Origin of the sequence: Streptomyces sp. SS7, assembly GCF_037993025.1 — a bacterium.
Taxonomy (GTDB): domain Bacteria; phylum Actinomycetota; class Actinomycetes; order Streptomycetales; family Streptomycetaceae; genus Streptomyces.
On record NZ_CP141223.1, the window covers coordinates 6,495,859 to 6,521,051 of the forward strand.

The following is a 25,193-nucleotide window of genomic DNA, read 5'->3' on the forward strand; positions in this document are numbered from 1 at the left end:
ACGTTCCTGCAGGGCATGAACGGGGACAAGGACGCCGACGGCAACACGCGTTCGGTGTCGGTGAAGGACTCCACGGGTGCGTCGTACGCGGACGACGAGGAGTTCACGGGCCACCAGCTGGAAGCCGTCACCTACGACGGTGCCAAGCTGATCTCCAAGTCGATCAGCACCCCGTGGAAGCACTACTCCGCCACCCAGACCAGGAGCTGGGGCACCACCCGCGCGGTGATCGTGCGCACGCAGACCGGCCGTGGCTTCAACCTGAACTCCGACGGCACCTGGCTGGAGACGAAGTCCACGACGACGTACGACACGTCGAACGGCACCGGCCGCGTCCTGACGGTCGACGACCAGGGCGACGTCTCCACCACCAAGGACGACACCTGCACCCGCACCACCTACGCGGACAACACCGCGAAGAACATCCTGGCGCTGCCCGCCCGCAGCGAGTCGGTGTCGGTGAAATGCGCGACGACACCCGACCGCAAGACCCAGGTCCTCGCGGACGAGCGCACCTCCTACGACGGCGGGGCGTTCGGCGCGGCGCCCACCAAGGGTGACGCGACGAAAACCGAGCGGCTGACGGCGCACAACGGCACCACGGCGACGTACCAGGTCACGGGCGTGACGACCTACGACGACTTCGGCCGTCCGAAGTCCCAGCAGGACGCCAAGCAGATCGGCACGACGGATGCGACGAAGACCGTCTACACGGAGACCAACGGCCTGCTGACGCGGACGGTGGTCACCAACGCCCTCGGCCACAACACCACCACCGACTACGCCCCCGCCTGGGGCATGTCGGCGGGCCAGACCGACCCCAACGGCAAGCGGACGGACCTCGCGTACGACGCCATGGGCCGCCTCACGTCGGTGTGGCTGGCGGACCGGGCCTCGACCCAGACGCCGAGCATCAAGTACGCGTACAACGTCCGCAAGGACAAGGTCACCTCGATCAAGACCGAGAAGATCGAGAACGACGGTTCCTACGGCGCCGAGTACCAGCTGTACGACAGCATGCTGCGGGCCCGCCAGATCCAGACCGAGGGCGCGGCCGGCACCCGCATGGTCGCGGACACCTGGTACGACGGCACGGGCAACATCAAGAAGACCAACTCGACGTACAACGCCGCCGGTGCCGCCTCGGACGAGCTGCTGCTCGTCCACAACGGCGAGGTGGGCGCGCAGAGCCTGCTGGAGTACGACGGCCTGGGCCGCACGACGGCCGAGATCTTCGCGGTCTCCGGCGTCGAGCAGTGGCGCACCACGACCAGATACGACGGCGAACTGACCCACGTCGACCCGCCGGTCGGCGGCGTGCCCACCACGACCATCACCGACGGCCAGGGCAACGTCTCTGAGATCCGCCACTACCGCGGGTCCTCGCCGGGTGTCGGCGTGGCCTACGACGCGACGAAGTACACGTTCAACAACAGGGGCCTGCTGGAGACGGTCACCGACGCCAAGAACAACGTGTGGCGGTACGAGTACGACCAGCTCGGCCGCAAGAAGACGTCGGTGGACCCGGACGCCGGTACCTCCCGGACCGAGTACGACGAGCTGGACCGGCCGATCGCCACATACGACGGCCGGGACAAGAAGGTGTCCACCGTCTACGACAAGATCGGCCGTGTCCTGAGCACCTGGCAGGGCGACGCCGACACGGGCACCAAGCTGAGCGAGATCAAGTACGACAAGGCGGGCTGGCTGGGCCAGGCCTATGGCTACTTGAGCTACGTCTCGCCAACGGAGTACTTCGCCACGGCTGTCCAGGCGATGGACGAGTTCTACCGTCCGCTGAAGACCGCCTACCAGGTCCCCACCTCCCAGGGATCCCTTGCCGGCACGTATGTCTACTCCTCGACGTACAACCGGGACGGCACGCTCCAGAGCACCGGCCTGCCCGCCATCGGCGACCTGCCGGCGGAGGCGTTGACCTACACGTACGACGACCTTCAGCGTCCGATGACGATGACAGGCTCCACGTCGTACGTGACCAACACCGTCTACTCCGGCAAGAGTCTGCTGCAGCAGCTGGAGCTGTCCACGGGCAGCGGCAAGAAGGTCTGGCAGACCTACGGCTACGAAACGGGCACCGACCGGCTGACCCGCTCGACGGTCGACGTCTACGGCGCCACCGCGCCGGTGAAGCAGTCGACGTACTCGTACGACCAGGCCGGCAATGTCCTGTCGATCGCGGACACGGCGAACTCCGCCTCCCCGGACGTGCAGTGCTTCGCCTACGACACCAGGCAGCGGCTGAAGGATGCCTGGACCCCGGCGGCCACCGCCACCACGGCAGCCGGCGCCGGCACCCGCGGCTCCACGGCACCGTTGGACGGCACAGGCCCGACGGCCTGTGACTCAGCCGCCGGTGCGAGCGCGCTCGGCGGCCCCGCCCCGTACTGGAAGTCGTACGAGACCGACGCCATCGGCAACCGCACCGGCGAGACCGTCCACGACACCGGGCTGAACGCGGCGAACAACATCACCCGCGCCTACGAGTACGGCGGCGCGGGTGCCCTCGGCGACGGACCGCACCAGGTCACCAAGATCACCGAGCAGACGCCGACGGGCCAGCGGCAGTCGACGTACGAGTACGACGACTCCGGCAACACCACCAAGCGGACCATCGGCGGCAACGCCCAGTCCCTGGTCTGGGGCGACTCCGGCAGGCTGAGCGAGGTCACCGAGGCGAACGGCTCGAAGACCAGTTACCTCTACGACGGCTCCGACAACCGGCTTCTGCGCAAGGACTCCACCGGGACCACCGTCTATCTGCCGGGCACCGAGCTGAAGCTGTCGGCCGACGGCACCAAGAAGGAAGCCACCCGCTACTACGAGTACGCCGGCCAGGTGATCGGAGTGCGTACCGCGGGCAAGGTGTCCTTCGTCGCCTCGGACCACCACGGTACGGGCGAGGTGGCGATCGACTCGGCGACCGGGGCGGTCAGCCAGCGCCGCTTCGACCCGTTCGGTGTCGAACGGGGTGAGAAGACCGGCGTCTGGCCGGGTGAGAAGGGCTATGTCGGCGGGACCATCGACGCCCAGTCCGGCCTGACCCACCTGGGGGCGCGTGAGTACGACGCGGCGATCGGCAAGTTCATCTCGGTCGACCCGGTGATCGACTACACGCAGCCGCAGCAGATCAACGGCTACGCGTACGCCAACAACTCGCCGGTCACGCACGCCGACCCCAGCGGCATGATCATCCCGGAGTGCCGGGAGGGCCTGATCGAGTGCCGGGGTGGTCTGCCGGTCATCCATCAGACCCAGGAGGAGAAGGCTCAGTCGAACTACGACAGCGCCTCCCGGAACGTGTCGGCGGCCGAGGGGCAGCAGTCCGCGGCGAAGCAGCGCATCAAGTCCGCGGGCAAGGCGCTTGTCAAGATCGCCCGGGACATCCTGGGTGTGGACGCGGCCCTGGACTGCATCTCCACCGGTGACGTCGGCGCCTGTGGTGAGACCCTGCTCAACATCGCGGGCAGCTTCGCGGGCGGTCTGGCGGGCAAGATCCTCGCCAAGTACGGCGCTCCCTGGAAGTGGGCCAAGGGCATCAAGCTCGCCAAGCGGGTCACCGGCCTGGTCGGCGACCTGATCGGCGGCGCGAAGGAACTGTGGAAGGCCAACAAGGCGGTCGGCAAGGCGAGAGCCGGGCTGGCCAAGGCCGCGCACAAACTGGCGGAGGCCAGGAAGAAGGCGGCCGCAGCCCGCAAGAAGAAGGGGGCCGGCGACGACATCGGCGGCTCCTGCCCGACCGAGGGGAAGCACAGCTTCCTGCCGGGTACGAAGGTGCTGCTCAAGGGTGGCAAGACCAAGCCGATCGAGCAGGTGAAGCTCGGCGACCAGGTCGTGGTGACCGACCCGAAGACGGGCGTCACGAAGGTCCGCGAGGTCGTCGGCACCATCGTCACCGAGGACGACAAGCACTTCGTCGACCTGACGGTCAAGGCCCCGACGGGAGAGCCCGAGACCCTGGTCTCCACCACGACCCACCCGTTCTGGTCGGACTCCGAGCAGGCATGGATCGAGGCCGGGGACCTGAAGCCGGGCATGACCCTGCACACCGCCGACGGCACCCGGGTCACCCTCACGGCGATCCGTGCGTTCGACCGGCGCCAGCGCACGCACGACCTCACGGTCGAGGACGTCCACACGTACTACGTGCACGCGGGGGCGATCCCGCTGCTCGTGCACAACTGCGGAACGGCTACGGTCAACTGGGACGACGACATCAAGCACGCCACGATCAAGGTGGAGTTGGACGACGGCCGATCGTTCGAAACGGAGCAGGTGCACTTCGGGGAGGCGGGCGCCGATCCCACCGGGGCCGACACGACCGCCCAGTTCGTCACCGAGAAGCTGGGACCGAACACGAAGCAGCTGACGTTCCGCCTTCCCGACGCCCGAGCGGCTGTCAAGGCCCAGTTCAAGTCCATCGATGCTGATCTCGGCCCGTACAGCGCGGGAAGCAACAGCTGCGTCACCTATTGCGTAGGCATTCTGCGAGCGGGCGGGGTCGACATACCTGCGGGCAGGGCCGGAGCTGCGACACTCGCCAAAATGGCGAGGGAATCCTGAAGGGGGAACAAAGATGCTGGACGGAGAAGAGCACTGGAACGCGCTGCTGGCCGAAATCCTGCTGAGCCGGAAGATCGGAGCTGCCCATGTGAAACTGGTGGGTGATCTCATCTCGGTCACCGCTCAGCTGGACATGGCCGCACAGCGCCGTCAGCCGGCCTTCGGGCTGGACGACATCATCGAGTTCGACGAGAAGGTCGGCCCACTGGAGGAGGCGTATCAGTCCGCATGGCGGGCGGTGGACGCCGCACCGGACAGGGAGCGGCGAGCCCCTGAACTGCAGAGGCTCGCGACCGCGCTGACGGAGGCCGTGGAAGGCATCGTGGACGTGGCTCGGCGGCGCGGAATTCCGGTGGAGCTGCACCGTTTCGGCGACTCCGAGGGCTGATTCCCAGCTGGTCCGTCCGGAGGCGGCGGGGAAACGGCGAGGGAAAACGGCTGTTTCAAGTGCAGCGATGGTCTGCCCGACAGCACGCGAATACCTGCCGTGTCCTCGCCGCCGTTCGGAAGTCGGATGTGACGCCAGGGAGGTCTCGACCGGGCACACCTGTCCTGTCCCTGAGCGGGTACTGAGTTCTTCCGGCTGGTTTCCCGGCCGGAGGACGGACATCGGGGTGTGGAAGGAGCGGCTTTCCGGCTTCTCCTGGCACCCGGCCGCCGAGCGGTTCCTGACGGAATTCGGCGGTGTCTCGGTGGAGGTGAGCGGCTCCGGCGTCGACGTCGCACGGGAGCCGTTCGACCTCGACCCGTAACTGGCCCTGGGGAGGAGGGAGCGTTTCAGGAACTTCCGGGCGCTTCGACCGCAGGTTCTTTCCCGTCGGGGAGATCGGGCAGGGAGAGGTGAAACTGCCCCTGCCCGAGTGAGGGCCGGGGGCCCGGTTTGACCCCTCAAGCCGGGCCCCGTAACCTTGACCGTCGGCGTGTTCCCTAGACGCGCCACATCCCCGTAAACCTCTTCCTCCCGGTCACCGGTCCGCCGGTGGCACAGGGAGAGGCTGCCCGTGACTCTTCCCGGGCGGCTGGACTGCGGGGGTGCCGTTTCCGAGCGAGAGAGTGAGATCCGCGTGTACGCCATCGTGCGCAGCGGTGGTCGCCAGCACAAGGTTGCTGTCGGCGACATCGTTGAGGTTGACAAGATTTCCACCGCCCAGGTTGGCGACACGGTCGAGCTCTCGACCCTGCTCGTTGTCGACGGCGACGCCGTGACCAGCGACCCGTGGGTGCTGGCCGGCATCAAGGTCCAGGCCGAGGTCGTGGACCACCACAAGGGCCAGAAGATCGACATTCTGCGCTACAAGAACAAGACGGGCTACCGTCGTCGCCAGGGCCACCGCCAGCAGTACACGGCGATCAAGGTCACCGCGATCCCCGCGGCCGCGAAGTAAGGACTGAGGAGACATGGCACACAAGAAGGGCGCATCGTCCACCCGGAACGGTCGCGACTCCAATGCCCAGCGGCTCGGCGTGAAGCGCTTCGGCGGTCAGGTCGTCAACGCGGGTGAGATCCTGGTCCGCCAGCGTGGCACCCACTTCCACCCGGGCGCCGGTGTCGGCCGCGGTGGCGACGACACGCTGTTCGCGCTCGAGGCCGGTTCGGTGCAGTTCGGCACCCACCGTGGCCGCAAGGTCGTGAACATCGTTCCGGTCGCCTGAGTCGGCTGATCGGAAACTTTTCGCGAGGCGGACCTCACTTCCCTTCCGGGAAGGCGGGTCCGCCTTTCGCGTGTTAAGACAACAGACATCCCGTACGACCCTGGAGGCACCCCACCATGACCACCTTCGTGGACCGCGTCGAGCTGCACGTCGCCGCGGGTAACGGAGGCCACGGCTGTGCCTCCGTCCACCGTGAGAAGTTCAAGCCGCTCGGCGGCCCCGACGGGGGCAACGGCGGCCGTGGCGGCGACGTCATCCTCACCGTCGACCAGTCGATCACCACGCTCCTCGACTACCACCACTCCCCGCACCGCAAGGCCACCAACGGCAAGCCGGGCGAGGGCGGCCACCGCTCCGGAAAGGACGGACAGGACCTCGTCCTGCCCGTGCCGGACGGCACCGTGGTGCTCGACAAGGCGGGCAACGTCCTCGCCGACCTCGTCGGGCACGGCACCTCCTTCGTCGCCGCCCAGGGCGGCCGCGGCGGTCTGGGCAACGCGGCCCTGGCCTCCGCCCGCCGCAAGGCGCCCGGCTTCGCGCTGCTCGGTGAGCCCGGCGATCTGCAGGACGTCGTCCTGGAGCTGAAGACCGTCGCGGACGTGGCCCTGGTGGGCTACCCGAGCGCCGGAAAGTCCTCGCTGATCTCGGTGCTCTCCGCCGCCAAGCCGAAGATCGCCGACTACCCGTTCACCACCCTCGTGCCGAACCTCGGGGTGGTGACCGCGGGCTCCACCGTCTACACCATCGCCGACGTCCCCGGGCTCATCCCCGGCGCCAGCCAGGGCAAGGGTCTCGGCCTGGAGTTCCTGCGGCACGTCGAGCGGTGCAGTGTGCTGGTGCACGTCCTGGACACCGCCACCCTGGAGTCCGACCGCGACCCCGTCTCCGACCTCGACATCATCGAGGAGGAGCTGCGGCAGTACGGCGGCCTCGGCGACCGGCCGCGGATCGTCGTGCTGAACAAGATCGACGTACCGGACGGCAAGGACCTGGCGGAGATGGTGCGGCCGGACCTCCAGGCGCGCGGGTACCGCGTCTTCGAGGTGTCCGCCGTCGCGCACATGGGCCTCAAGGAGCTGTCGTTCGCGCTGGCCGAGCTGGTCGGGCGGGCGCGCGCCGCCAAGCCCAAGGAGGAGGCGACCCGGATCGTCATCCGGCCCAAGGCCGTGGACGACGCCGGCTTCACCGTCACGCTGGAGGAGGACGGCCTCTACCGCGTCCGGGGCGAGAAGCCCGAACGCTGGGTCCGCCAGACCGACTTCAACAACGACGAGGCCGTGGGCTACCTCGCCGACCGCCTCAACCGCCTCGGTGTGGAGGAGGAGTTGATGAAGGCCGGCGCCCGGGCGGGCGATGGGGTGGCGATCGGTCCCGAGGACAACGCGGTCGTCTTCGACTGGGAGCCGACCGTCATGGCCGGCGCCGAGATGCTGGGCCGCCGCGGCGAGGACCACCGCTTCGACGCCCCGCGGCCCGCGAGCCAGCGCCGCCGCGACCGGCAGGCCGAACGCGACGAGGCGTCCGAGGAGTTCGAGGGCTTCGAGCCCTTCTGAGGCCCCCCGGCCGGGCCCCCTCCGGGGCTCGCCGGGCCCCCTCCGGGCCCTTCTGCGGTCCGCCTGCGCGACCCGTTGCGGTTCACCGCCGCAACGGGTTTCTCCTGTCCTCTTTCTTGTCATGTCACCGCGGTTCCGCGTTCAGCGGGCCGACCGGCTGGCCATGCCATCTTTCCTTGCGTCAAGACGCCAGCGACGCAAGGGAGTTCCCCCCATGTCCCCGGACCGCCGTCGTCTCCTCACCGCCGGTGCCGCCGTGCTCGGCGCCGCCGCCTCCGCCCAGCTGTGGCTGCCCGCCACCGCGCACGCCGCTGCGTACACAGCCGCGTACACAGCCGCGAACACCCTCCCGGAGAACGTGTTCAGCCTCGGCGTGGCCTCCGGTGACCCCCTGCCCGACGGGATCGTGCTCTGGACCCGACTCGCCCCCGATCCGCTGCACGGCGGCGGGATGCCGCGGGAGAACGTGGCCGTGCAGTGGGAGATCTCGCCCGACTCCCGGTTCGCGTCCTCCGTGCGCCGGGGCACCGCCACGGCCCTGCCCGCGTACGGGCACAGCGTCCATGTGGACGTACGAGGTCTGAAGCCGGGCCGGGACTACTGGTACCGCTTCCGCGCCGGCGGCCGGATCTCCCCGGTCGGCCGCACCCGCACCGCGCCCCGGCCCCTGGCTTCGGGCGGTTCGCTGCGCCTGGCGCTCGCCTCGTGCCAGAACTGGCAGCACGGCTACTTCACCCCGTACGCCGACATGGCGGCCCAGGACCCGGACGTCGTCCTCTTCGTCGGCGACTACCTCTACGAGTCGGGACCCTCCGCGTCGGCGGTGCGCCGGCACGAGGGCAGCGGTGAGCCGTACACCCTCACCCAGTACCGCAACCGGTACGCCCAGTACCGCAGCGACCCCGACCTGATGCGGATGCACGCCCGCGCCCCCTGGGTGGTCACCTTCGACGACCACGAGGTGGACAACGACTTCGCCGGAGAGGTCCCGCAGGACCCCGACAAGCAGTCCCACGACGCCTTCACGGCCCGGCTGACCGCCGCCTACCAGGCGTACTACGAGCACATGCCGGTACGGGCCGCGGCGGTCCCGGACGGCCCGCACATCCGGATGCACCGCGCCCTGAGGTTCGGCCGTCTCGCCCGGCTGAACGTCCTCGACACCCGCCAGTTCCGCAGCGACCAGGCCGTCACGCAGCAGGGCGCCCAGGACCCCGCGCTCACCCTGCTCGGCGCCGAGCAGAGGCGGTGGCTGCTGAACGGACTGCGCACCTCCGACACCCGCTGGAACCTGATCGCCTCGCAGATCATGATGGCCGAGACCGATCTGCTGGCCGGCCCCGGCAAGCTCTGGTACTACGACGCCTGGGACGGCTACCAGGCCGAACGCAACGCGCTGCTGGGGGAGTTGGCCTCCGTCCGCAACCCCGTGGTGCTCAGCGGGGACCGGCACCTCACCATGGTCAGCGATCTGAAGCGGGACTTCGCCGACCCCTCCTCGGCGGTCGTCGGCGCCGAGTTCGTCGGCACCTCGATCTCCAGCAACGGCGACCAGGACCAGGCCGCCTTCCATGCCCAGTGGGACCCGCTGAAGGCCGACAACCCGCACTGGAAGCTGATCGACGCCCACCGCGGCTACCACCTCTTCGACATCCGCGCGGACGCCGTCGACGCACAGGTCCGGGTGGTGGACACCGTCCTGAAGCCGAAGGCGACCGCCCGCACGCTGGCGAGACTCAGGGTCGTGGACGGCAGGCGGGGCGTCCGCGAGGTGTGAGACCGGTGCGGCCGGAGCCCGGGGCTCATCCGAGTCCCAGGCTGCTCTCAGCGCACTCCAAGGAACGTCTCTTACCGTCCCTTGACCATGGAGACGGACTGTACGACAGACGACGCCCCGCTGCCCGCCGGCACCCGCCTGCTGCACATCGGCCCGCACAAGACCGGGACCACCTCGATCCAGGGCGCGCTGTTCGCGGCCAAGGAGGCGATGCCGGCGCACGGCGTCGACTTCCCGGCCACGAGCAGGCACCCCATGCAGGCCGTGCTCGCGGCCTGCGCCCGGGGCGGGATGATCGGCGACACCGCCCCCACCGAGCGGCACTGGCGGCGGTTCGTGGAGCAGGTGGCGGCCGGTGGCCGCAAGACCTCCGTGATCAGCAGCGAGTTCTTCGCCGACGCCCCCGACGACGCCACCGTCGAGCGGGTCGTCGAGCAGCTCGGCGGTGACCGCGTGCACGTCCTGGTCACCCTGCGGCCGCTGGCGAAGATCATGCCCTCGCAGTGGCAGCAGTACGTGCAGAACGGGCTGCGCATGGGCTACGAGGAGTGGCTGGAGCACATGCTCCGCAGGGCCCCGTACGAGAAGCCCAACCCGAGTTTCTGGCGGCGCCACCGGCACGACCGGCTCGTCGGGAGGTGGGTGCGGGTGGTCGGCGCCGGCCGGGTCACCGTCGTCGTGGTGGACGACCGGGACCGTGAGGGGCTGATGCGCACCTTCGAGACGCTGCTGGGACTTCCGGACAAACTGCTGCAGCCGGTCCCGGACACCGCGAATCGTTCCCTCACCCTTGCCGAGACCGAAATGCTGCGGAATCTCAATAAAGAATTCCGGGGCAATGGGCTGCCGGACGAACTTTATTCGAAACTTATCCGCAACGGCGCGGTGATGCATATGAAGAACGCGTGCAGCCCGACGTCACGGGACGTGAAGATCTCCACCCCGGGGTGGGCGGTGGAGGCGGCCGCCGGGATCGGCGCCGAGATGGCCGAGCGCATCACCGCAATGGGCGTACGGGTCATCGGCGATCCGGCGCTGCTGTCCTCGGTGCCGGAACCGGCCGCCTCCCACGGCGGCGAGGAGCCCCGGATGGCTCCCGAGGTGGCCGCTCAGGCACTGTACGGAGCGCTCGCCGCGGTCGCCGGGAGCGCGGTGGGCCGGCCCGGCGCGCGCGGGGTGCACCAGACCTCTTCCCGGGAACTGGTGCGGGTCCTCGGGCACCGCTGCCTCGAGCGGCTGCGCCGTCGCTGTACGGCGTTCACCGTTACTCTCAGGTATCACTCAGCCCCTGTGGAGTTACTCACAGGATTTCCAGGGAGCATGCTCATGGGTCTCGTACACGTCTTACCAATCACCAGCGGTTCAAGGTGAATGACGGGTGGCGCGCACATATGCAGTGAAGGGCGCTCACCTTGCATCGCGGTAACCGCAAGTGGGACCATTTCCCCGTTCCCTGTCGCCCCAAGGTAGGTCTTCTGGTGTCCCAGCACATAGCCAAGCCCCGTACGACCGCAGTGATCCTGGCCGGTGGCACCGGTCAGCGCGTGGGTCTGTCGATCCCCAAGCAGCTGCTGAAGATCGCAGGCAAGGCCGTCATCGAGCACACCCTGACCACCTTCGAGAAGGCCGACTCCGTCGATGACGTCATCGTGCTGATGGCGCCGGGCTATGTGCCCGACATCGAGAAGATCGTCGCCAAGGCCGGGTTCAGGAAGGTCTCCAGGATCATCGAGGGCGGCGCCACCCGCAACGAGACCACCGAGCGCGCCATCACCGCCCTGGGCGAGGGCCTGGCCGAGGGCGAGGACCTCAACGTCCTCTTCCACGACGCCGTACGCCCCCTGCTCTCCCAGCGCGTCATCGACGACTGCGTGACCGCCCTGGAGCGCTACCAGGCCGTCGACGTGGCCATCCCGTCCGCCGACACCATCATCGTCACCCGGACGCACGGCGAGGACGGCGAGTTCATCACGGAGATCCCGGACCGCTCCCGGCTGCGCCGCGGCCAGACCCCGCAGGCCTTCAAGCTGTCCACCATCAAGCGGGCCTACGAGGTGGCGGCCGGCGACCCCAACTTCCAGGCCACGGACGACTGCACGGTCGTCCTGCGTTACCTGCCGGACGTGCCGATCCACGTCGTCGCGGGCGACGAGTACAACATGAAGGTGACTCAGCCGGTCGACGTCTTCATCGCCGACAAGCTGTTCCAGCTCGCCTCCACCGCCACCCCCGAGCAGAACGGCGAGGAGGTCTACCGCGAGCTGCTCACCGGCAAGACCGTCGTCGTCTTCGGCGGCTCCTACGGCATCGGCAAGGACATCTCCGAGCTCGCCGAGTCCTACGGCGCCACGGTCTACGCCCTCGGCCGCTCCACCACCGGCACGCACGTCGAGAACCCTGAAGAGGTCGACGACGCGCTGTCCAGGGCCTACAGCGAGACCGGGCGCATCGACTACGTCGTCAACACCGCGGGGGTGCTGCGCATCGGCAAGCTGGCCGAGACCGACAACGCGACCATCGAGGAAGCGCTGAAGGTGAACTACCTGGCGCCGGTGCAGATCGCCCGCTCGGCCTACAAGTACCTCGCCGAGACCAAGGGCCAGCTGCTGCTGTACACCTCCAGCAGCTACACCCGCGGCCGCGCCGAGTACAGCCTCTACTCCTCGACCAAGGCCGCCATGGTGAACCTCACCCAGGCCCTGTCCGACGAGTGGGCCGCCGACGGCATCCGGGTGAACTGCGTGAACCCCGAGCGCACGGCGACTCCCATGCGTACCAAGGCCTTCGGGCAGGAGCCCGCGGGCAGCCTGCTCTCCTCCGAGGCCGTCGCCCGCACCTCGCTCGACGTCCTCCTCTCCGAGCTCACCGGGCACGTCATCGACGTCCGTCAGCAGGACCCCACGGCCCCGGCGGGCAAGGCCTCCGGCTTCGAGCAGGCCCTGGCCTCGGTGCTCGACCGACAGGACGGCGTGGCATAATCAACCGCAAATAGCCATCGAATTTCAGGCCTCTGTGGCTCCCTGTTTACGGAGAATTCACAGAGGCCTGAAGCGTAAGAATCCCGAAACCTTCACAAAGGATTTTCCGGACTTTTCGGCTTCTATGACCGGCACCCCTCCCAGAGCAGGTTTCTCCGTGATATCCACTGCCATTCGCGTGGCCCGGGTGGGCAGCGCGGCCGAACTGGCCGCGGTGGCCCTCATGATGCTGGGCTACCCCGGCCTCATGCTGGCCGCGCTCGTCCCGAGCACCCCCGCCTTCGCCGCCGCGGCCGCCGTGACGTACCTGGCGGACCTCTATCTCCACCGCAAGGGCACCTACCTCATCAGCCTGCTGAACAAGGTGAGGGCCGGCCTGTCCACGCGGTTCCTGGTCCGCGAGCTGCTGCTGATCCTGCTGCTGGCCCGGCTCGACCTGTCGGAGGAGCCGGTCTTCTACGCGGCGATCGCCTGCTTCACGGTCTTCTTCGGTCTCCAGGCCCCGCACGGCGCCCTGGTCACCCTGATCGGCAAGCGCCGCCAGATGCCGGTCGTGACCCGCAACGTGGACCTGGCCTCCCGGCTGACCGTCCCGGACGCCCCGCCGCGCGCGCTGCTGGCCGGGGCCGGGGAGAAGATGCTCCACCTGGACCTGGCGGCCATGGCCGGCCTGCTCGTCTGGGCCCTCGGCGGCGTCGACCTCGCCGGTTACGTGGGCGTCGCCGTGACCCTGGTCCTCGGCGCGCTGTACGTGGCCCTGCTGGTGCCCCACCTGCGCGCCCGCCGGCTGCCGCCGAAGCCCGACAAGGTGCTGTCCACGGTGAGCGCCTGGCTGCGCGAGTACCGCCCGGAGACGGTGCTGTACTTCTCCGGCTCCAAGGAGTCCGCCTACCAGGTCAACATGTGGCTGGAGACCATGGAGCAGCTGGACAGCCGGCCGCTGATCATCCTGCGCGAGCGCTCCGTCCTGGAGCGGATGGCGCCCACGACGGTCCCTGTCATCTGCGTGCCCGGGGGGGTGCACCTGATGAACATGGACCTCTCCATGGTGCGGGTCACGCTGTACGCCGCGAACGTCGGCAAGAACATCCACATGCTGCGCGTGCCCACCATGAAGCACGTCTTCATCGGTCACGGCGACAGCGACAAGCTCGCCAGCGTCAACCCGTTCAGCAAGGTGTACGACGAGGTGTGGACCGCCGGCCGGGCCGGCCGCGACCGCTACGCCATCGCCGACGTCGGTATCCGCGACGAGGACATCGTCGAGGTCGGCCGCCCGCAGCTCGCGCCCATCAGGACCTGGGAGGGCGCGCCGAAGGACCGCATCCCGACCGTGCTGTACGCGCCCACCTGGGAGGGCTGGGACGACAACCCGGGCAACACCTCCCTCCTGCTGGCCGGCGAGAACATCGTGAAGAAGCTGCTCGCCGCCGAGCCCCCGGTCCGCGTCCTGTACAAGCCGCACCCGTTCACCGGCACCCGCAGCGCCGCGGCCGGAGCCGCGCACCGCCGGATCACCGCTCTCGTCAAGAAGGCCGCCGCGCAGCGGGCGGGCGACGCCCGTTTCCGGGGCGACGCGGCCGCCCAGGCAGCGGCGAAGACCGAGCTGACCCGCCTCAAGGCCCGCCTCGAGGACCTCTCGCTCGCCTTCGACGAGAAGGCCGACGAAGCGGTGACCAGCCGCGACGGCATCGTCGACATGCGCAAGCACGAGGAGGCGGCCCGGCTGCGCGCCGAGTGGAACGACGCCTACTGGCGGAGCTTCCCCGACTTCGAGCACCGGGTGATCACCGGCGTCGAACCGCGCCTGTACGACTGCTTCAACGCCGCCGAGGCGATGGTCTCCGACATCTCCAGCGTGGTCTCCGACTTCATCGCGAGCGGCAAGCCGTATGCCGTCACGGACTCCGCGGAGCTGGGCGCGGAGGAGTTCCGGCGCCAGAACACCGCGGTGCGCGCGGCGGTGATCCTCACCAACACCGCCGACGAGCTGGACCAGCTGCTCGGCGCGGTGCGCGACCCGGCCGCCGACGCGCTGGCCGAGGACCGCAAGGAGCTCAAGGAGTACCTGCTCGGCCCCGACGAGCCGACCTCCCTCGAGCAGTTCAACACCGCCGTCGCCGATCTCGCCCTCAAGGCGGAGGCCCGCAATGTCGGCCAGGCCTCCCGGGCCGCCGCGGCGGAGGGCGCGGCCGGCGCGGCGCCCGGTGACGGCGCGGAGCTGCCCCATGGTGTTACGGCCGGCTGACGGCCGTATGACGAAGGGCCCCGCCCCCGGAGACGTTCTCCGAGGGCCGGGCCCTTCGGTGTTCTGTGATGTGGGACACCTTCCGGAACCGGGACAACCCCTCCACGAAACCCGCCGTCTATCGAGTTGCTGGAACATGGAACAAAGGCAACCGTTGCGTGATGAGAGGGAAAAGTGACTCTTGCGCAGCCTGACGTCACGGTGATCATCGGGGCGTACGAAGCGATGCCGTATCTGGTCGAGTGCCTCGCGTCGGTCGAGGCACAGACCCTGGACCCCGCGCGGATCGAGGTCGTCGCCGTCGACGACGGCTCCCGGGACGGCACCGGGGACTACCTGGAGGAGTTCGCCGCCCGCGCTCCCATGCCGGTCACCGTGATCCGCCAGGAGAACTCCGGCGGGCCCAGCGGCCCGCGCAACGTCGGGCTGGAGCGGGCCACCGGACGGTACGTGTTCTTCCTCGACGCCGACGACCGGCTCGGTGCCGAGGCGCTGGAGCGGATGGTCGCCCTGGCCGACCGCAACGGCACCGATGTCTGCCTCGGCCGGGTCGAGGGCGTCAACCGCAAGGCGCCGCGCTCGATGTGGGGCCGGAACGAGGACCGTACGGACGTCTTCTCCTCCAACATCAAGTTCACGCTCAGCGCCCAGAAGCTGTTCCGGCGCGCCCTGCTGGAGCGCCATCACATGCGCTTCGACGAGTCCCTGTGGACCGGCGAGGACGCGCTGTTCACGATGGAGGCCTATCTGCGGGCCGACGGCGTCTCGATCGTCGCCGACTACACCTGCTACTACCTGGTGGGCCGCGACGACGGCAAACACGTGACCAAGAGCGGCGGTTACCAGCTGCGCTTCGACTCCGCGCGGGCCCTGATGGGCCTGCTGGAGCGGATGGTCCCGCCCGGCCCGAAGCGGGACGTGCTCATGGTCCGGCCCTTCCAGGTCACGCTGCTGCCGCAGTTCGGCCCGGTCTTCCTCCGGCAGGACGAGGAGATCCGGCGCACCAAGTTCGAGCTGGCCGAGCCCCTGATGGACGCCTACTGGAACGAGGGTGTCGCCCAGCGGCTCACGGTCCAGGAGCGGCTGCGGCTCCAGCTGGTGGCCATGCGGCGCCCGGACCTCCTGGTGGAGGTGCTGGAGTTCCTCAAGGCCAAGCATGAGCCCACGCCCGTCCTGAAGAAGGGCGGCAGCCAGCTCTATCTGGCCTACCCCGGCTACCGCTCCCGCAAGGACGGCGTCCCCGACCGCGTCTACCTCGCCGAACCGCGCGAGGCGAAGGCCTACCCGGGCTGGCGCCAGACCCCCGCCGAGACCTTTCTGCGCGGCGCGACCCGCAAGGTGCGGCGCCGGCTGGGACGGCTGAGGAAGCGGGTGAGCGGGCCGCGTGGCCGGCTGGCCGCCTGAGCGCCCCGCGGCGTCACTTGGAGGGCTTCAGCGCCCTGCCCATCACCCGGCGCGCCCTGCGGTACATCGAGGGCGTCGGGACGGCCTTGGCAGCGGCCTTGGCGGCCGCCTTCGCCCCCGCCCGGGACTTCGCCAGCTCCCGCTGCAACTGGGTGTTGTGGGTGTCCAGTTCGGTGATGCGCTGCTGGAGCCATCCGAACCGGCTGGTCAGCGAGGCCGGGTCCGCGTCGATCCAGGGGCGCACCCCCTCCGGGAAGCGCAGGGCACGCAGCCGCTCGTCGAAGGCCTTGCCGCCGTCGCCGTGCGTGAAGGTGTTCTCCAGCCCGTTCTTGTCCAGGAACGAGGTGAACCGGTCGAAGCGCTCCTGGTGGTTGCCGGTCAGCGCGCTGAAGTCGGCCTCCTCGTACAGCTCGGCCGGGTCGAGGTCGGCGGGCACCTCGCTCAGCAGCCGGTGCGGTATCTCGAAGTAGCGGCACAGCTCCAGCGTGCGCGAGTCGAAGGCCAGCACGGTGGCCGGCGTGCCCGCGAGCAGGGCGGCGATGTTGCCGTGGATGCGCGAGCCGAAGGAGTAGTCGAACTCCTTCAGGTCCTCGATCCAGGTGACCGGGTCGATGTACACCCGGACCTTGTCCTGCCGGTACATCGGGTGATCGGGGTGGGTCGGCATCTCGCGGACCCGGCCGGCCGGGGAGTCGGTGTCCCGCCAGTGCAGCTGGCGGGCGTCGGTCAGGTTCTGCCCGATGTAGCGCAGGTGGGGGTACTTCTCGTGGGCCCGGCCGATGATCTTGCCGAGGCCGCCGCGCACCGCGGTGTGCGAGCCGTTGGTGGAGATCCTCGACTCGGGGGTGATGGCCGCCGCCCGCTTGGTCACCTCGAGCCGCTCGCCGTGCAGGAACAGCGACGGGCAGCCGATGATCTCGACGTCCTTGAAGCCCATGTCGGTGAGGTACTTGGCGGTGAACTCGCCCCGTACGCCGATGGAGGCGCTGTGGTCCAGCACCGCGGAGACGAACTCCCGCACGGTGGACTCCATGGACTTCAGCCGCGCCGGGTCGTTGTCCAGGCCGGCCTGGGCGCCGACGCCGACCACCACGACCGGGATCTTCAGCTTCGTGATCAGCTGCGTCAGCCGCTTGAGCGCGGTCTCGAACGTCGGCCGGAAGGCGTTGGCCAGCGGTACGACGAACGCGTCGTACTCCTCGTTGATCCGTCCCGCGGCACTGACCTGGGTCGCGATGCCGTTGGACACCACCTCCGTGCTGCCGGGCACACTGAGGATCTTGTGTGTGGCGTCGCTGAAGATCAGGTTGCCGGAGTTGGTGGCAAAGACGTCGCGGTGGAGGGCTTCCTCGACGGGCACCACGTCGAAGGGGCTCTTCCCCGACCTGAGGAGTATGCGCTTCACAGGGCGAACTGTAGGTGACACAAACTTCAAAATAAATTTGTAATCCCTTCAGTTTCTATGTGGAACCAGGGCAACCTTTTTGCCGTAAGCGGGGAGTGACGGAACGACTACGCGGGCGAACCGTCCGGGGAGTGGAACTCGCGCGCGGCCCCGCGACGCGTTCGCGTAGATTGCGTAAGGAGTGGGACAGCCGCGCGAGGGGACGAAGAACAAGGTGGCAGGCGCAAGGCAGGCCGTGGGCGATGCCCGCAGGATCGTCGTCAAGGTGGGCTCCTCGTCGCTGACCACGGCCGCCGGAGGACTGGACGCCGACCGCGTCGACGCCCTCGTCGACGTCCTCGCCAAGAGCCGCAGCGGCGGCGAACGTGAGATTGTCCTCGTTTCCTCGGGCGCCATCGCCGCCGGCCTCGCCCCGCTGGGCCTGCGCCGCCGCCCCCGCGACCTGGCCCGCCAGCAGGCCGCCGCCAGCGTCGGCCAGGGACTCCTCGTCGCCCGCTACACCGCCTCCTTCGCCCGCTACTCCGTGCGCGTCGGACAGGTGCTGCTGACCAGCGACGACATGAGCCGCCGCGCCCACCACCGCAACGCCTCGCGCACCCTCGACAAGCTGCTCGCGATGGGCGCGTTCCCCATCGTCAACGAGAACGACACCGTCGCCACCGACGAGATCCGCTTCGGCGACAACGACCGCCTCGCCGCGCTCGTCGCCCATCTCGTCCACGCCGACCTGCTGGTGCTGCTGTCCGACGTCGACGGTGTCTACGACGGCGACCCCAGCAGGCCGGGCACCTCCCGGATCGCCGAGGTGCGCGGCCCCGAGGACCTCGCGCACGTCGAGATCGGCAGCGCCGGCAAGGCCGGCGTCGGCACCGGCGGCATGGTCACCAAGGTCGAGGCGGCCCGCATCGCGACCGGCGCCGGCATCCCCGTGGTCCTCACCAGCGCCGTGCACGCCGCCGACGCCCTCGCCGGCAACGACACCGGCACCTACTTCCACCCCACCGGCAAGCGCTCCGCCGACCGGCTGCTCTGGCTCCAGCACGCCTCCACCCCGCAGGGCTCGCTCACCCTGGACGACGGCGCGGTGCGCGCGGTCGTCGAGCGGCGCACGTCGCTGCTGCCCGCGGGGATCGCCGGCGTCGAGGGCGAGTTCAGCGCGGGCGACCCCGTCGAGCTGCGCGACACCGCCGGTCACGCGGTGGCCCGCGGCCTCGTCAACTTCGACGCCAGGGAGATCCCCCGGCTGATCGGGCGGTCCACCCACGAACTGGCGCGCGAGCTGGGCGCGGAGTACGAACGGGAGGTCGTCCACCGCGACGACCTCGTGATCCTGCACCCCTGAGGCCGTCGAACGGCTGTCTCCGCAGCGCCCCGAACGGTCCGTACCGGTGGGGGACGTTCCGTGAAACCGCCCCAAGGACCCGTGCGGCCTGCTCAACTTTGTCTCAGGGAGACCAGCCGCACGAGCGCTGCGTATAAGGAGGCCGTCGTGAGACGAGTGCGCCCCGGGGTGGCAGCGGCGCGTGGGAGTACCGGCGCGGCGGGCGAGGAGCGCGCGCTGACCAGCGTGGCGGCGGGGGAGCGGTACGAGGAGCCGGCCGACCTGCCCCGGCTCTGGCACGTCACCCTGAGCGTCTCCGGCGAGGAGGCGCCGCTCCGGGAGGTCCGGCGCGCCCTCGAACAGCTCGCCCACGACCATCCCTTCCTCCTGACCAGCCGCTACGCGGTCGATCACGCGGAGATCCGCTACTGGGAGGAGGCCCGCGACCTCCACGACGCCGCCGCCGTCGCGCTGCGCCTGTGGGGCGAGCACCGGCGCACCTCGCGGCTGCCGCCCTGGGAGATCGTCGGCCTCGAAGTGATCGACCGGGAGACCTACCACCAGCGCATCGCCGACGGCTACGGCCCACGACCGGCCAGCCCGGTCGGCGTCCACCCCTTCTAACCTCACCGTCCGCGGCCGCCGCCCCTCCGCGGACGTCTCGGTGCTTGGGACGGCCCGTGGACGACCATGGCGCCCTCCGCCCGGCGCACTACCCTTCCCGTATGACCACGCTCTCCCCGTACGACGCCATGTCCCCGGTCACCCAGGCCGCCTACCGTGCCAAGGCCGCCGCCGCCGACCTCGCGCCACTGCCCCGGGCCGCCAAGGACGACGCGCTGCTCGCCATCGCGGACGCGCTGGAGGTCCGTACGAGCGAGATCGTCGAGGCCAACGCCAAGGACATCGCCAAGGCCCGCGAGGCCGGCACCGCCGAGTCCGTCATCGACCGGCTGACCCTCACTCCGGAGCGGGTCCGGGCCATCGCCTCCGACGTGCGGGACGTCGCCGCCCTGCCCGACCCGGTCGGCGAGGTCGTCCGCGGCTCCACCCTCCCCAACGGCATCGACCTGCGCCAGGTCCGCGTCCCGCTGGGCGTCGTCGGCATCATCTACGAGGCCCGCCCGAACGTGACGGTGGACGCCGCCGCCCTCTGCCTGAAGTCCGGCAACGCGGTCCTGCTGCGCGGCTCCGCCTCCGCCTACGAGTCCAACACCGCCCTCGTCCGGGTCCTGCGGGACGCCGTCGGCGGCGCCGGGCTGCCCGCCGACGCCGTCCAGCTGGTGCCCGGCGAGGGCCGGGAGTCCGTGCACGAGCTGATGCGGGCGCGCGGCCTGGTCGACGTCCTGATCCCGCGCGGCGGCGCCTCCCTCATCCGGACCGTGGTCATGGAGTCCAAGGTCCCCGTCATCGAGACCGGCACCGGCAACTGCCACGTCTACGTCGACGCCCACGCCGACATCGACATGGCCGTCGACATCCTGATCAACTCCAAGGCCCAGCGGGTCAGCGTCTGCAACGCCGCCGAGACCCTCCTGGTCCACCAGGACATCGCCGCGGAGTTCCTGCCGCGCGCCCTCGACGCGCTCGCCGAGGCCGGGGTCACCGTCCACGCCGACGACCGGGTGGCGGCGTACGCCAAGGAGTCCAAGGCCACCGTCGTGGAGGCCACCGCCGAGGACTGGGAGACCGAGTACCTCTCCTACGACATCGCCGCCGCCGTCGTCGACTCCCTGGACAAGGCCGTCGAGCACATCCGGCTGTGGACCTCCGGCCACACCGAGGCGATCGTCACCACCTCGCAGCAGGCGGCCCGCCGGTTCACCCAGCTGGTCGACTCCACCACGGTCACCGTGAACGCCTCCACCCGCTTCACCGACGGCGGCCAGTTCGGCTTCGGTGCGGAGATCGGCATTTCCACCCAGAAGCTGCACGCCCGGGGCCCGATGGGGCTGCCGGAGCTGACCAGCACCAAGTACATCGTCACCGGCGACGGACACGTACGGCGCTGACCGCCGCGGGGCGGCCGTGAGAGGCGTCTCATCCGGTGGACGAATTTCCCCGGCGCCTGCCCAAACCGACCCCCCAGGTCTACTCTGGATCCGTGCCGGAGGACGTGGGGGGCACGCCGTTCCCTGACGGCTGGGAGCCCGACGACGACCACGACCGCGGGGTGTCGGACGAAGAGTTCGCCTCCGTGGTCTTCGACGAGGCCTTCGTACGGGCGGCCGTGGTGCACGAGCCGTCCGCCGTGGAGCGCCTCCTGGCCGCCGCCGAGGCGAGGGCCGAGGCCGAAGCCCGTCGCGCCCGCGCGCGCGGCGACCGCTACGACGACACGTACGGCTCCGACGGCCCCGGCGATTTCGGCCGTGATCCGGACTTCGACGAGCTGGACGACGACGACCCGGACCACCACAGCCCCTTCGGTGCGTACGGCAGACAGGTCCGCTGGCACCGCCCCGTCGCCTGGATGCTCGCCGTCGTGATGGGCGTCGGCATGGTCGCGCTGGCCTTCGCCGCGGTCTACCGCGGATCCTCCTCCAGCAGCCGGGACCAGGTGCCGCTGCCCGCCTCCACCGGGCTGGAGCAGGGCGGGGCGGCGACCCCCTCCGCCTCCCTCGACCAGTCCCGGCCGGCGGTCTCGGCCGTGCCCCGAACCCCCTGAGGCCCGGCTCCGTCCGACCCGGCGAACCTGGTGAGAACCTGTCAGAACTTGTCGCGCAGCGGGGCGTTTACCCGAGCCCCGCGCGACCTACCCTGAAAGTATGAGCGGGCCTGGCGACCCACCGGAGGGAACCCCCGAGGGCGCTACCGGAGGGGGAGAGGACGAGTACCGATCCGTCGTCTTCGACGAATCGTTCGTCCGCGCTGCCCGCCTCCAGGAGTACTCGGCCCTGGAGCGGATGGCCGACCACGCGCCCGCCGTACGCCGCCGCCCGCCCCTGCACCGGGGTCTGTCCCGGCAGGCCCTGGTCCTGGTCCTGCTGATCGCCGTCGCCTTCGGCACCGCGATCTACATGGGCGTGCGCAACCCGTACCAGAGCTCCGCCGCACGGCGGGCCGTGGACCCCCTGCGGATGACCGTCGTCCCCCTCGCCCCGCAGGGTGCGGTGCCCGGCACCGCCGACACCGCCTCGCTGTTCGCCCACAGCCCGGCCGCGAAGTTCCGCGTCGGCGCCGAGGGCATCCCGCTGCCGCCGGCCCGGCGCACCGCGCACTTCTCCGACAGCCAGGTCGTCACCGCCCTGACCACCGCCAAGGAGTACCTGGTGCGCTCCTCCCTCTACCCGGAGGTGCTCACCGGGCAGGAGGTGCAGCCGGTGCGCGGGCTGATCGCCGCCGAGCAGCTCGACCAGTTCGACGAGAGCTTCAGCCGGCCGGCCGCCGACGGGCGGCACGCGCCGACCGGCTGGCTGGTGCGCTTCGACCCCGCCCGGGTGGAGCTGGCCGACCGCAAGATCCGGGTCCAGGGCGGGCTGACGGTCACCGAGACCGACCCGGCGACGCTGGAGGTCGCCGCGGAGCACACCTTCGTGTACGCGCTGCGCCCGGCCGGGGCCGACGCGAAGGCGCCGGCCTCCCTGTTCACCGTCCGCCGTGAGCTGCTGTTCCGGTTCGACCGGGAGGACCTGCGGACCCGCCAGACGCAGATCGTCGCGGCGACCGTGCAGGCGGGGCCGCTGTCCTGCGCGGAGGACTCCGCGAACCGGCTGCGGCCGCTGCTGGCCGGCCGGACGGCGGCAGGCCGTCCGGCCGGGACCGATCCCTATACGGCCGGCAGCGCGGTGGGGCTGTGCGGGGTGCTGGCCCCGAGCGCGGAACCGAGGTTCTGAGCTCGATCCGCCCTTACTGGGCGTTCTCCGCCGGAGGCTCCTCGTCCCGCCCCGGCGTGCTCGTGAAGCCGTCGAAGCCACGGCGGACCCGGCCGCCCAGACCGCCGGCGCCGCCCGCGATGTCGGTGACCAGCTTCATCAGCGGGTCCTTGGAGGACTTGACGGTGGTCGCGTAGTGGGAGGCGGACTCACGGAAGGAGTCGGAGACCGAGGTGTTCTTGTCCTCGTCGCGGCGCGGGTAGTGACCGTCCATGATCCGCTGGTGGTCGCGGGACTCGGCCCACTTCTTCAGCTCCGCCGCCCGGACCGTGGCGAAGGGGTGGGTGCGGGGCAGGACGTTCAGGATCTTCAGGACCGAGTCGCGCAGGTCGCCGCTCTCCTCGTACTCCTCGGCCTGCTTCAGGAACGCGTCCACGTTCATCTCGTGCAGGTGGTTGCCGCCGGCCAGCTTCATCAGGCCGCGCATCGAGGCCTGCAGGTCCTGGCCGACGAGGAGGCCCGCGCGGTCGGCGGACAGCTCCGACTTGCGGAACCACTCGCGCAGCGCCGTGACGATCGCCATGATCGCGACGGTGCCCAGCGGGATCCAGGCGACCCGGATGGCGAGGTTCGTCAGGAAGAGCAGGATCGTGCGGTACACCGCGTGCCCGGACAGGGCGTGGCCCACCTCGTGGCCGATGACGGCCCGCATCTCCTCCTCGTCGAGCAGCTCGACGAGACCGGTGGTGACCACGATGATCGGGTCGTCCAGGCCGATGCACATCGCGTTCGGCTGGGGGTCCTGGTTGACGTACATCGGCGGGACCTTCTCCAGGTCCAGGATGTAGCAGGCGTCCCGCAGCATGTCGTTGAGGTGCGTGAACTGCTGGTCGGAGACCCGCACCGAGTCGGAGAGGAACAGCAGCCTCAGGCTCCGCTCGGGCAGCAGCCCGCTGAGCGCCTTGAACACCGTGTCGAACCCGCTCAGCTTGCGCAGCGCCACCAGGGCGGAGCGGTCGGCCGGGTGCTCGTACGCGCGCGAGGAGATCCCGGGGAACCGGGTGCGCTGCCTGCTCGGCACGTTCTCGGAGCCGTTGTTCTGGCGGCCGTCGTCGGACATGTACTCCCCCATGTGCGTCTGTGTGGCCCTCGTCGTGCGGCCCGCCCTTTGCGGACCCTTGTGCGGCCCTTTGCGCCCCCGAAGCCGAGCCCAGCCTAGGCGGAGTTACCGTGGACGGGCACTACACCGAAGGAGTCCCGAACCATGGAGCAGTACCCCGCGGCCGCCTGGCTGACCGAGGCCGCCCAGCAGCAGGGGGCGGGGAACCTTCTCCGTGTCGTACTGATCGTGATGATCCTGGGCTGTGCGCTCACCGCGTGGTTCGTACTGCGGGGCTACAAGCGGAAGGACGACTGAGCCCGCGGGAAGGTTCCCATTGGCGGAGTCGGCGTGATCGCCGCCGAGCGCCCCCCTTACGATGGGCCGACATCTTTATCCCGCCCTCCCCCACTCTCGGCTCCGCTCGAGCGGGGGGACCCCCATCGGTTAGGTCGTCCCGAAGATGAGCCTTCACAGCGCCGCCGCCCAGCTGGTCACCCTCGCCGCCGAGGGCGAGGAGCACGGTGGCAACCACGAGAGCCTGAACCCGCTGCTCACCGGCGGTGGCGCCTTCATCATCCTGATGCTCCTGCTCTGGGTCACCACGCGCTTCAACCGCGACCGCTGAGGCGCACCGTGTTCATACCGGGGTGGATACCGGGGTACTTCGGGCATCGGCCGGCCGGTGCCCTCAGGACGGGCCGGTAGGGTCTGCACGCATGGGAGAGCAGGACATGCCTACCGGCCGGTCGAACCCGGGCAAGCGCCGCCTGGGCGTCATGGGCGGAACGTTCGATCCGATCCACCACGGACACCTCGTGGCGGCCAGCGAGGTCGCTGCGCAGTTCCACCTGGACGAGGTCGTGTTCGTCCCGACCGGTGAGCCCTGGCAGAAGAGCCACCGCCGGGTCTCCCCGGCCGAGGACCGCTATCTGATGACGGTCATCGCGACCGCCGAGAACCCCCAGTTCTCGGTCAGCCGCATCGACATCGACCGCGGCGGTGCCACCTACACCGTGGACACCCTGCGCGACCTGCGGGCCCTCAACCCCGACACGGACCTCTTCTTCATCACCGGTGCCGACGCCCTCGGCCAGATCCTGAGCTGGCGCGACAGCGAGGAACTGTTCTCCCTGGCGCACTTCATCGGGGTCACCCGGCCCGGCCACCACCTCACGGACCCCGGTCTCCCGGAGGGCGGCGTCTCCCTGGTGGAGGTTCCCGCGCTGGCCATCTCCTCGACGGACTGCCGTGCGAGAGTCGCCAAGGGGGACCCCATCTGGTACATGGTGCCGGACGGAGTCGTGCGTTACATCGACAAGCGCGAGCTGTACCGCGGCGAGTGAGCCGAGAGGGGTACCG

Annotated in this window: 21 protein-coding genes; 19 read left to right on the forward strand and 2 right to left on the reverse strand. The window is 69.9% G+C overall.

What is annotated here, in order from left to right; all coding sequences use genetic code 11:
- Positions 1-798: 798 nt before the first annotated feature.
- The 11 genes from U5640_RS29960 to U5640_RS30010 all read left to right on the forward strand — a co-directional run bounded on the left by U5640_RS29960 (position 799) and on the right by U5640_RS30010 (position 16,194).
- Entirely contained in the window at positions 799-4,581 is a 3,783-nt protein-coding gene (locus U5640_RS29960) for a polymorphic toxin-type HINT domain-containing protein (RefSeq protein ID WP_340385417.1), read from the forward strand.
- 13 nt (positions 4,582-4,594) lie between these two features.
- Positions 4,595-4,969 carry a hypothetical protein gene (locus U5640_RS29965; protein ID WP_340379302.1) on the forward strand — a complete coding sequence of 125 codons (375 nt, stop codon included), beginning with the start codon at positions 4,595-4,597 and terminating at the stop codon, positions 4,967-4,969.
- Positions 4,970-5,036: 67 nt separating this feature from the next.
- The gene (locus U5640_RS29970) at positions 5,037-5,333 is read left to right on the forward strand and encodes an SUKH-3 domain-containing protein (RefSeq protein WP_340379304.1); all 297 of its coding nucleotides are present in this window, start codon (positions 5,037-5,039) and stop codon (positions 5,331-5,333) included.
- A gap of 312 nt (positions 5,334-5,645) precedes the next feature.
- On the forward strand, positions 5,646-5,966 hold the full coding sequence (rplU, locus tag U5640_RS29975; RefSeq protein ID WP_133911667.1) for a 50S ribosomal protein L21: 321 nt from the start codon (positions 5,646-5,648) through the stop codon (positions 5,964-5,966).
- Between the two features lie 13 nt (positions 5,967-5,979).
- Complete coding sequence (gene rpmA, locus U5640_RS29980) at positions 5,980-6,234, forward strand: 50S ribosomal protein L27 (RefSeq protein ID WP_003990207.1); 255 nt, start codon at positions 5,980-5,982, stop codon at positions 6,232-6,234.
- Positions 6,235-6,350: 116 nt separating this feature from the next.
- The gene (obgE, locus tag U5640_RS29985; RefSeq protein WP_340379323.1) at positions 6,351-7,787 is read left to right on the forward strand and encodes a GTPase ObgE; all 1,437 of its coding nucleotides are present in this window, start codon (positions 6,351-6,353) and stop codon (positions 7,785-7,787) included.
- Positions 7,788-8,001: 214 nt separating this feature from the next.
- Positions 8,002-9,564, forward strand: coding sequence for an alkaline phosphatase D family protein (locus U5640_RS29990; RefSeq protein ID WP_340379325.1), 1,563 nt, complete (start codon positions 8,002-8,004; stop codon positions 9,562-9,564).
- Positions 9,565-9,651: 87 nt separating this feature from the next.
- On the forward strand, positions 9,652-10,935 hold the full coding sequence (locus tag U5640_RS29995; protein ID WP_340379327.1) for a hypothetical protein: 1,284 nt from the start codon (positions 9,652-9,654) through the stop codon (positions 10,933-10,935).
- A 107-nt stretch (positions 10,936-11,042) separates the two neighbouring features.
- Entirely contained in the window at positions 11,043-12,542 is a 1,500-nt protein-coding gene (locus tag U5640_RS30000) for a bifunctional cytidylyltransferase/SDR family oxidoreductase (RefSeq protein ID WP_067244287.1), read from the forward strand.
- A gap of 157 nt (positions 12,543-12,699) precedes the next feature.
- Positions 12,700-14,790: a hypothetical protein gene (locus U5640_RS30005; RefSeq protein ID WP_340379330.1), complete on the forward strand. Its 2,091-nt coding sequence runs from the start codon at positions 12,700-12,702 to the stop codon at positions 14,788-14,790.
- A gap of 174 nt (positions 14,791-14,964) precedes the next feature.
- Complete coding sequence (locus U5640_RS30010; protein WP_340379332.1) at positions 14,965-16,194, forward strand: glycosyltransferase family 2 protein; 1,230 nt, start codon at positions 14,965-14,967, stop codon at positions 16,192-16,194.
- Positions 16,195-16,207: 13 nt separating this feature from the next.
- Here U5640_RS30010 and U5640_RS30015 read toward each other — a convergent pair whose 3' ends face one another.
- Positions 16,208-17,599 carry a polysaccharide pyruvyl transferase family protein gene (locus U5640_RS30015; protein WP_340379333.1) on the reverse strand — a complete coding sequence of 464 codons (1,392 nt, stop codon included), beginning with the start codon at positions 17,597-17,599 and terminating at the stop codon, positions 16,208-16,210.
- A gap of 235 nt (positions 17,600-17,834) precedes the next feature.
- Between U5640_RS30015 and proB the strand changes: the two genes are divergently transcribed.
- From proB to U5640_RS30040, 5 genes are all read left to right on the forward strand, one after another.
- Positions 17,835-18,941 carry a glutamate 5-kinase gene (proB, locus tag U5640_RS30020; protein ID WP_340385419.1) on the forward strand — a complete coding sequence of 369 codons (1,107 nt, stop codon included), beginning with the start codon at positions 17,835-17,837 and terminating at the stop codon, positions 18,939-18,941.
- Between the two features lie 156 nt (positions 18,942-19,097).
- Positions 19,098-19,544, forward strand: coding sequence for a hypothetical protein (locus U5640_RS30025; RefSeq protein WP_340385421.1), 447 nt, complete (start codon positions 19,098-19,100; stop codon positions 19,542-19,544).
- Positions 19,545-19,645: 101 nt separating this feature from the next.
- Entirely contained in the window at positions 19,646-20,932 is a 1,287-nt protein-coding gene (locus U5640_RS30030; protein WP_340379335.1) for a glutamate-5-semialdehyde dehydrogenase, read from the forward strand.
- Positions 20,933-21,024: 92 nt separating this feature from the next.
- On the forward strand, positions 21,025-21,585 hold the full coding sequence (locus U5640_RS30035) for a hypothetical protein (protein ID WP_340379337.1): 561 nt from the start codon (positions 21,025-21,027) through the stop codon (positions 21,583-21,585).
- Positions 21,586-21,685: 100 nt separating this feature from the next.
- The gene (locus U5640_RS30040; RefSeq protein WP_340379339.1) at positions 21,686-22,753 is read left to right on the forward strand and encodes a hypothetical protein; all 1,068 of its coding nucleotides are present in this window, start codon (positions 21,686-21,688) and stop codon (positions 22,751-22,753) included.
- Positions 22,754-22,766: 13 nt separating this feature from the next.
- Here U5640_RS30040 and U5640_RS30045 read toward each other — a convergent pair whose 3' ends face one another.
- A complete protein-coding gene (locus U5640_RS30045; protein WP_340385423.1) occupies positions 22,767-23,852 on the reverse strand; it encodes a M48 family metallopeptidase in 1,086 nt (361 codons plus the stop codon).
- A 144-nt stretch (positions 23,853-23,996) separates the two neighbouring features.
- Between U5640_RS30045 and U5640_RS30050 the strand changes: the two genes are divergently transcribed.
- The 3 genes from U5640_RS30050 (at position 23,997) to nadD (ending at position 25,177) form a co-directional block, all read left to right on the forward strand.
- The gene (locus U5640_RS30050) at positions 23,997-24,149 is read left to right on the forward strand and encodes a hypothetical protein (protein WP_340379341.1); all 153 of its coding nucleotides are present in this window, start codon (positions 23,997-23,999) and stop codon (positions 24,147-24,149) included.
- A 145-nt stretch (positions 24,150-24,294) separates the two neighbouring features.
- Positions 24,295-24,459, forward strand: coding sequence for a hypothetical protein (locus U5640_RS30055; RefSeq protein WP_166663481.1), 165 nt, complete (start codon positions 24,295-24,297; stop codon positions 24,457-24,459).
- A gap of 91 nt (positions 24,460-24,550) precedes the next feature.
- On the forward strand, positions 24,551-25,177 hold the full coding sequence (nadD, locus tag U5640_RS30060) for a nicotinate-nucleotide adenylyltransferase (RefSeq protein WP_340379345.1): 627 nt from the start codon (positions 24,551-24,553) through the stop codon (positions 25,175-25,177).
- Positions 25,178-25,193 lie beyond the last annotated feature (16 nt).

Bases quoted from the DNA above. Each gene is read 5' to 3' on its own strand.
- U5640_RS30055 (WP_166663481.1), top strand. From the start codon at position 24,295: ATGAGCCTTCACAGCGCCGCCGCCCAGCTGGTCACCCTCGCCGCCGAG.
- U5640_RS29995 (WP_340379327.1), top strand. From the start codon at position 9,652: ATGGAGACGGACTGTACGACAGACGACGCCCCGCTGCCCGCCGGCACC.
- U5640_RS30040 (WP_340379339.1), top strand. From the start codon at position 21,686: ATGAGCGGGCCTGGCGACCCACCGGAGGGAACCCCCGAGGGCGCTACC.
- U5640_RS29970 (WP_340379304.1), top strand. From the start codon at position 5,037: ATGGTCTGCCCGACAGCACGCGAATACCTGCCGTGTCCTCGCCGCCGT.
- U5640_RS30045 (WP_340385423.1), bottom strand. From the start codon at position 23,852: ATGTCCGACGACGGCCGCCAGAACAACGGCTCCGAGAACGTGCCGAGC.
- U5640_RS30030 (WP_340379335.1), top strand. From the start codon at position 19,646: ATGACCACGCTCTCCCCGTACGACGCCATGTCCCCGGTCACCCAGGCC.
- U5640_RS29990 (WP_340379325.1), top strand. From the start codon at position 8,002: ATGTCCCCGGACCGCCGTCGTCTCCTCACCGCCGGTGCCGCCGTGCTC.
- obgE (WP_340379323.1), top strand. From the start codon at position 6,351: ATGACCACCTTCGTGGACCGCGTCGAGCTGCACGTCGCCGCGGGTAAC.
- U5640_RS30050 (WP_340379341.1), top strand. From the start codon at position 23,997: ATGGAGCAGTACCCCGCGGCCGCCTGGCTGACCGAGGCCGCCCAGCAG.
- nadD (WP_340379345.1), top strand. From the start codon at position 24,551: ATGGGAGAGCAGGACATGCCTACCGGCCGGTCGAACCCGGGCAAGCGC.
- U5640_RS29965 (WP_340379302.1), top strand. From the start codon at position 4,595: ATGCTGGACGGAGAAGAGCACTGGAACGCGCTGCTGGCCGAAATCCTG.
- U5640_RS29960 (WP_340385417.1), top strand. From the start codon at position 799: ATGTCGGCGGGCCAGACCGACCCCAACGGCAAGCGGACGGACCTCGCG.
- rpmA (WP_003990207.1), top strand. From the start codon at position 5,980: ATGGCACACAAGAAGGGCGCATCGTCCACCCGGAACGGTCGCGACTCC.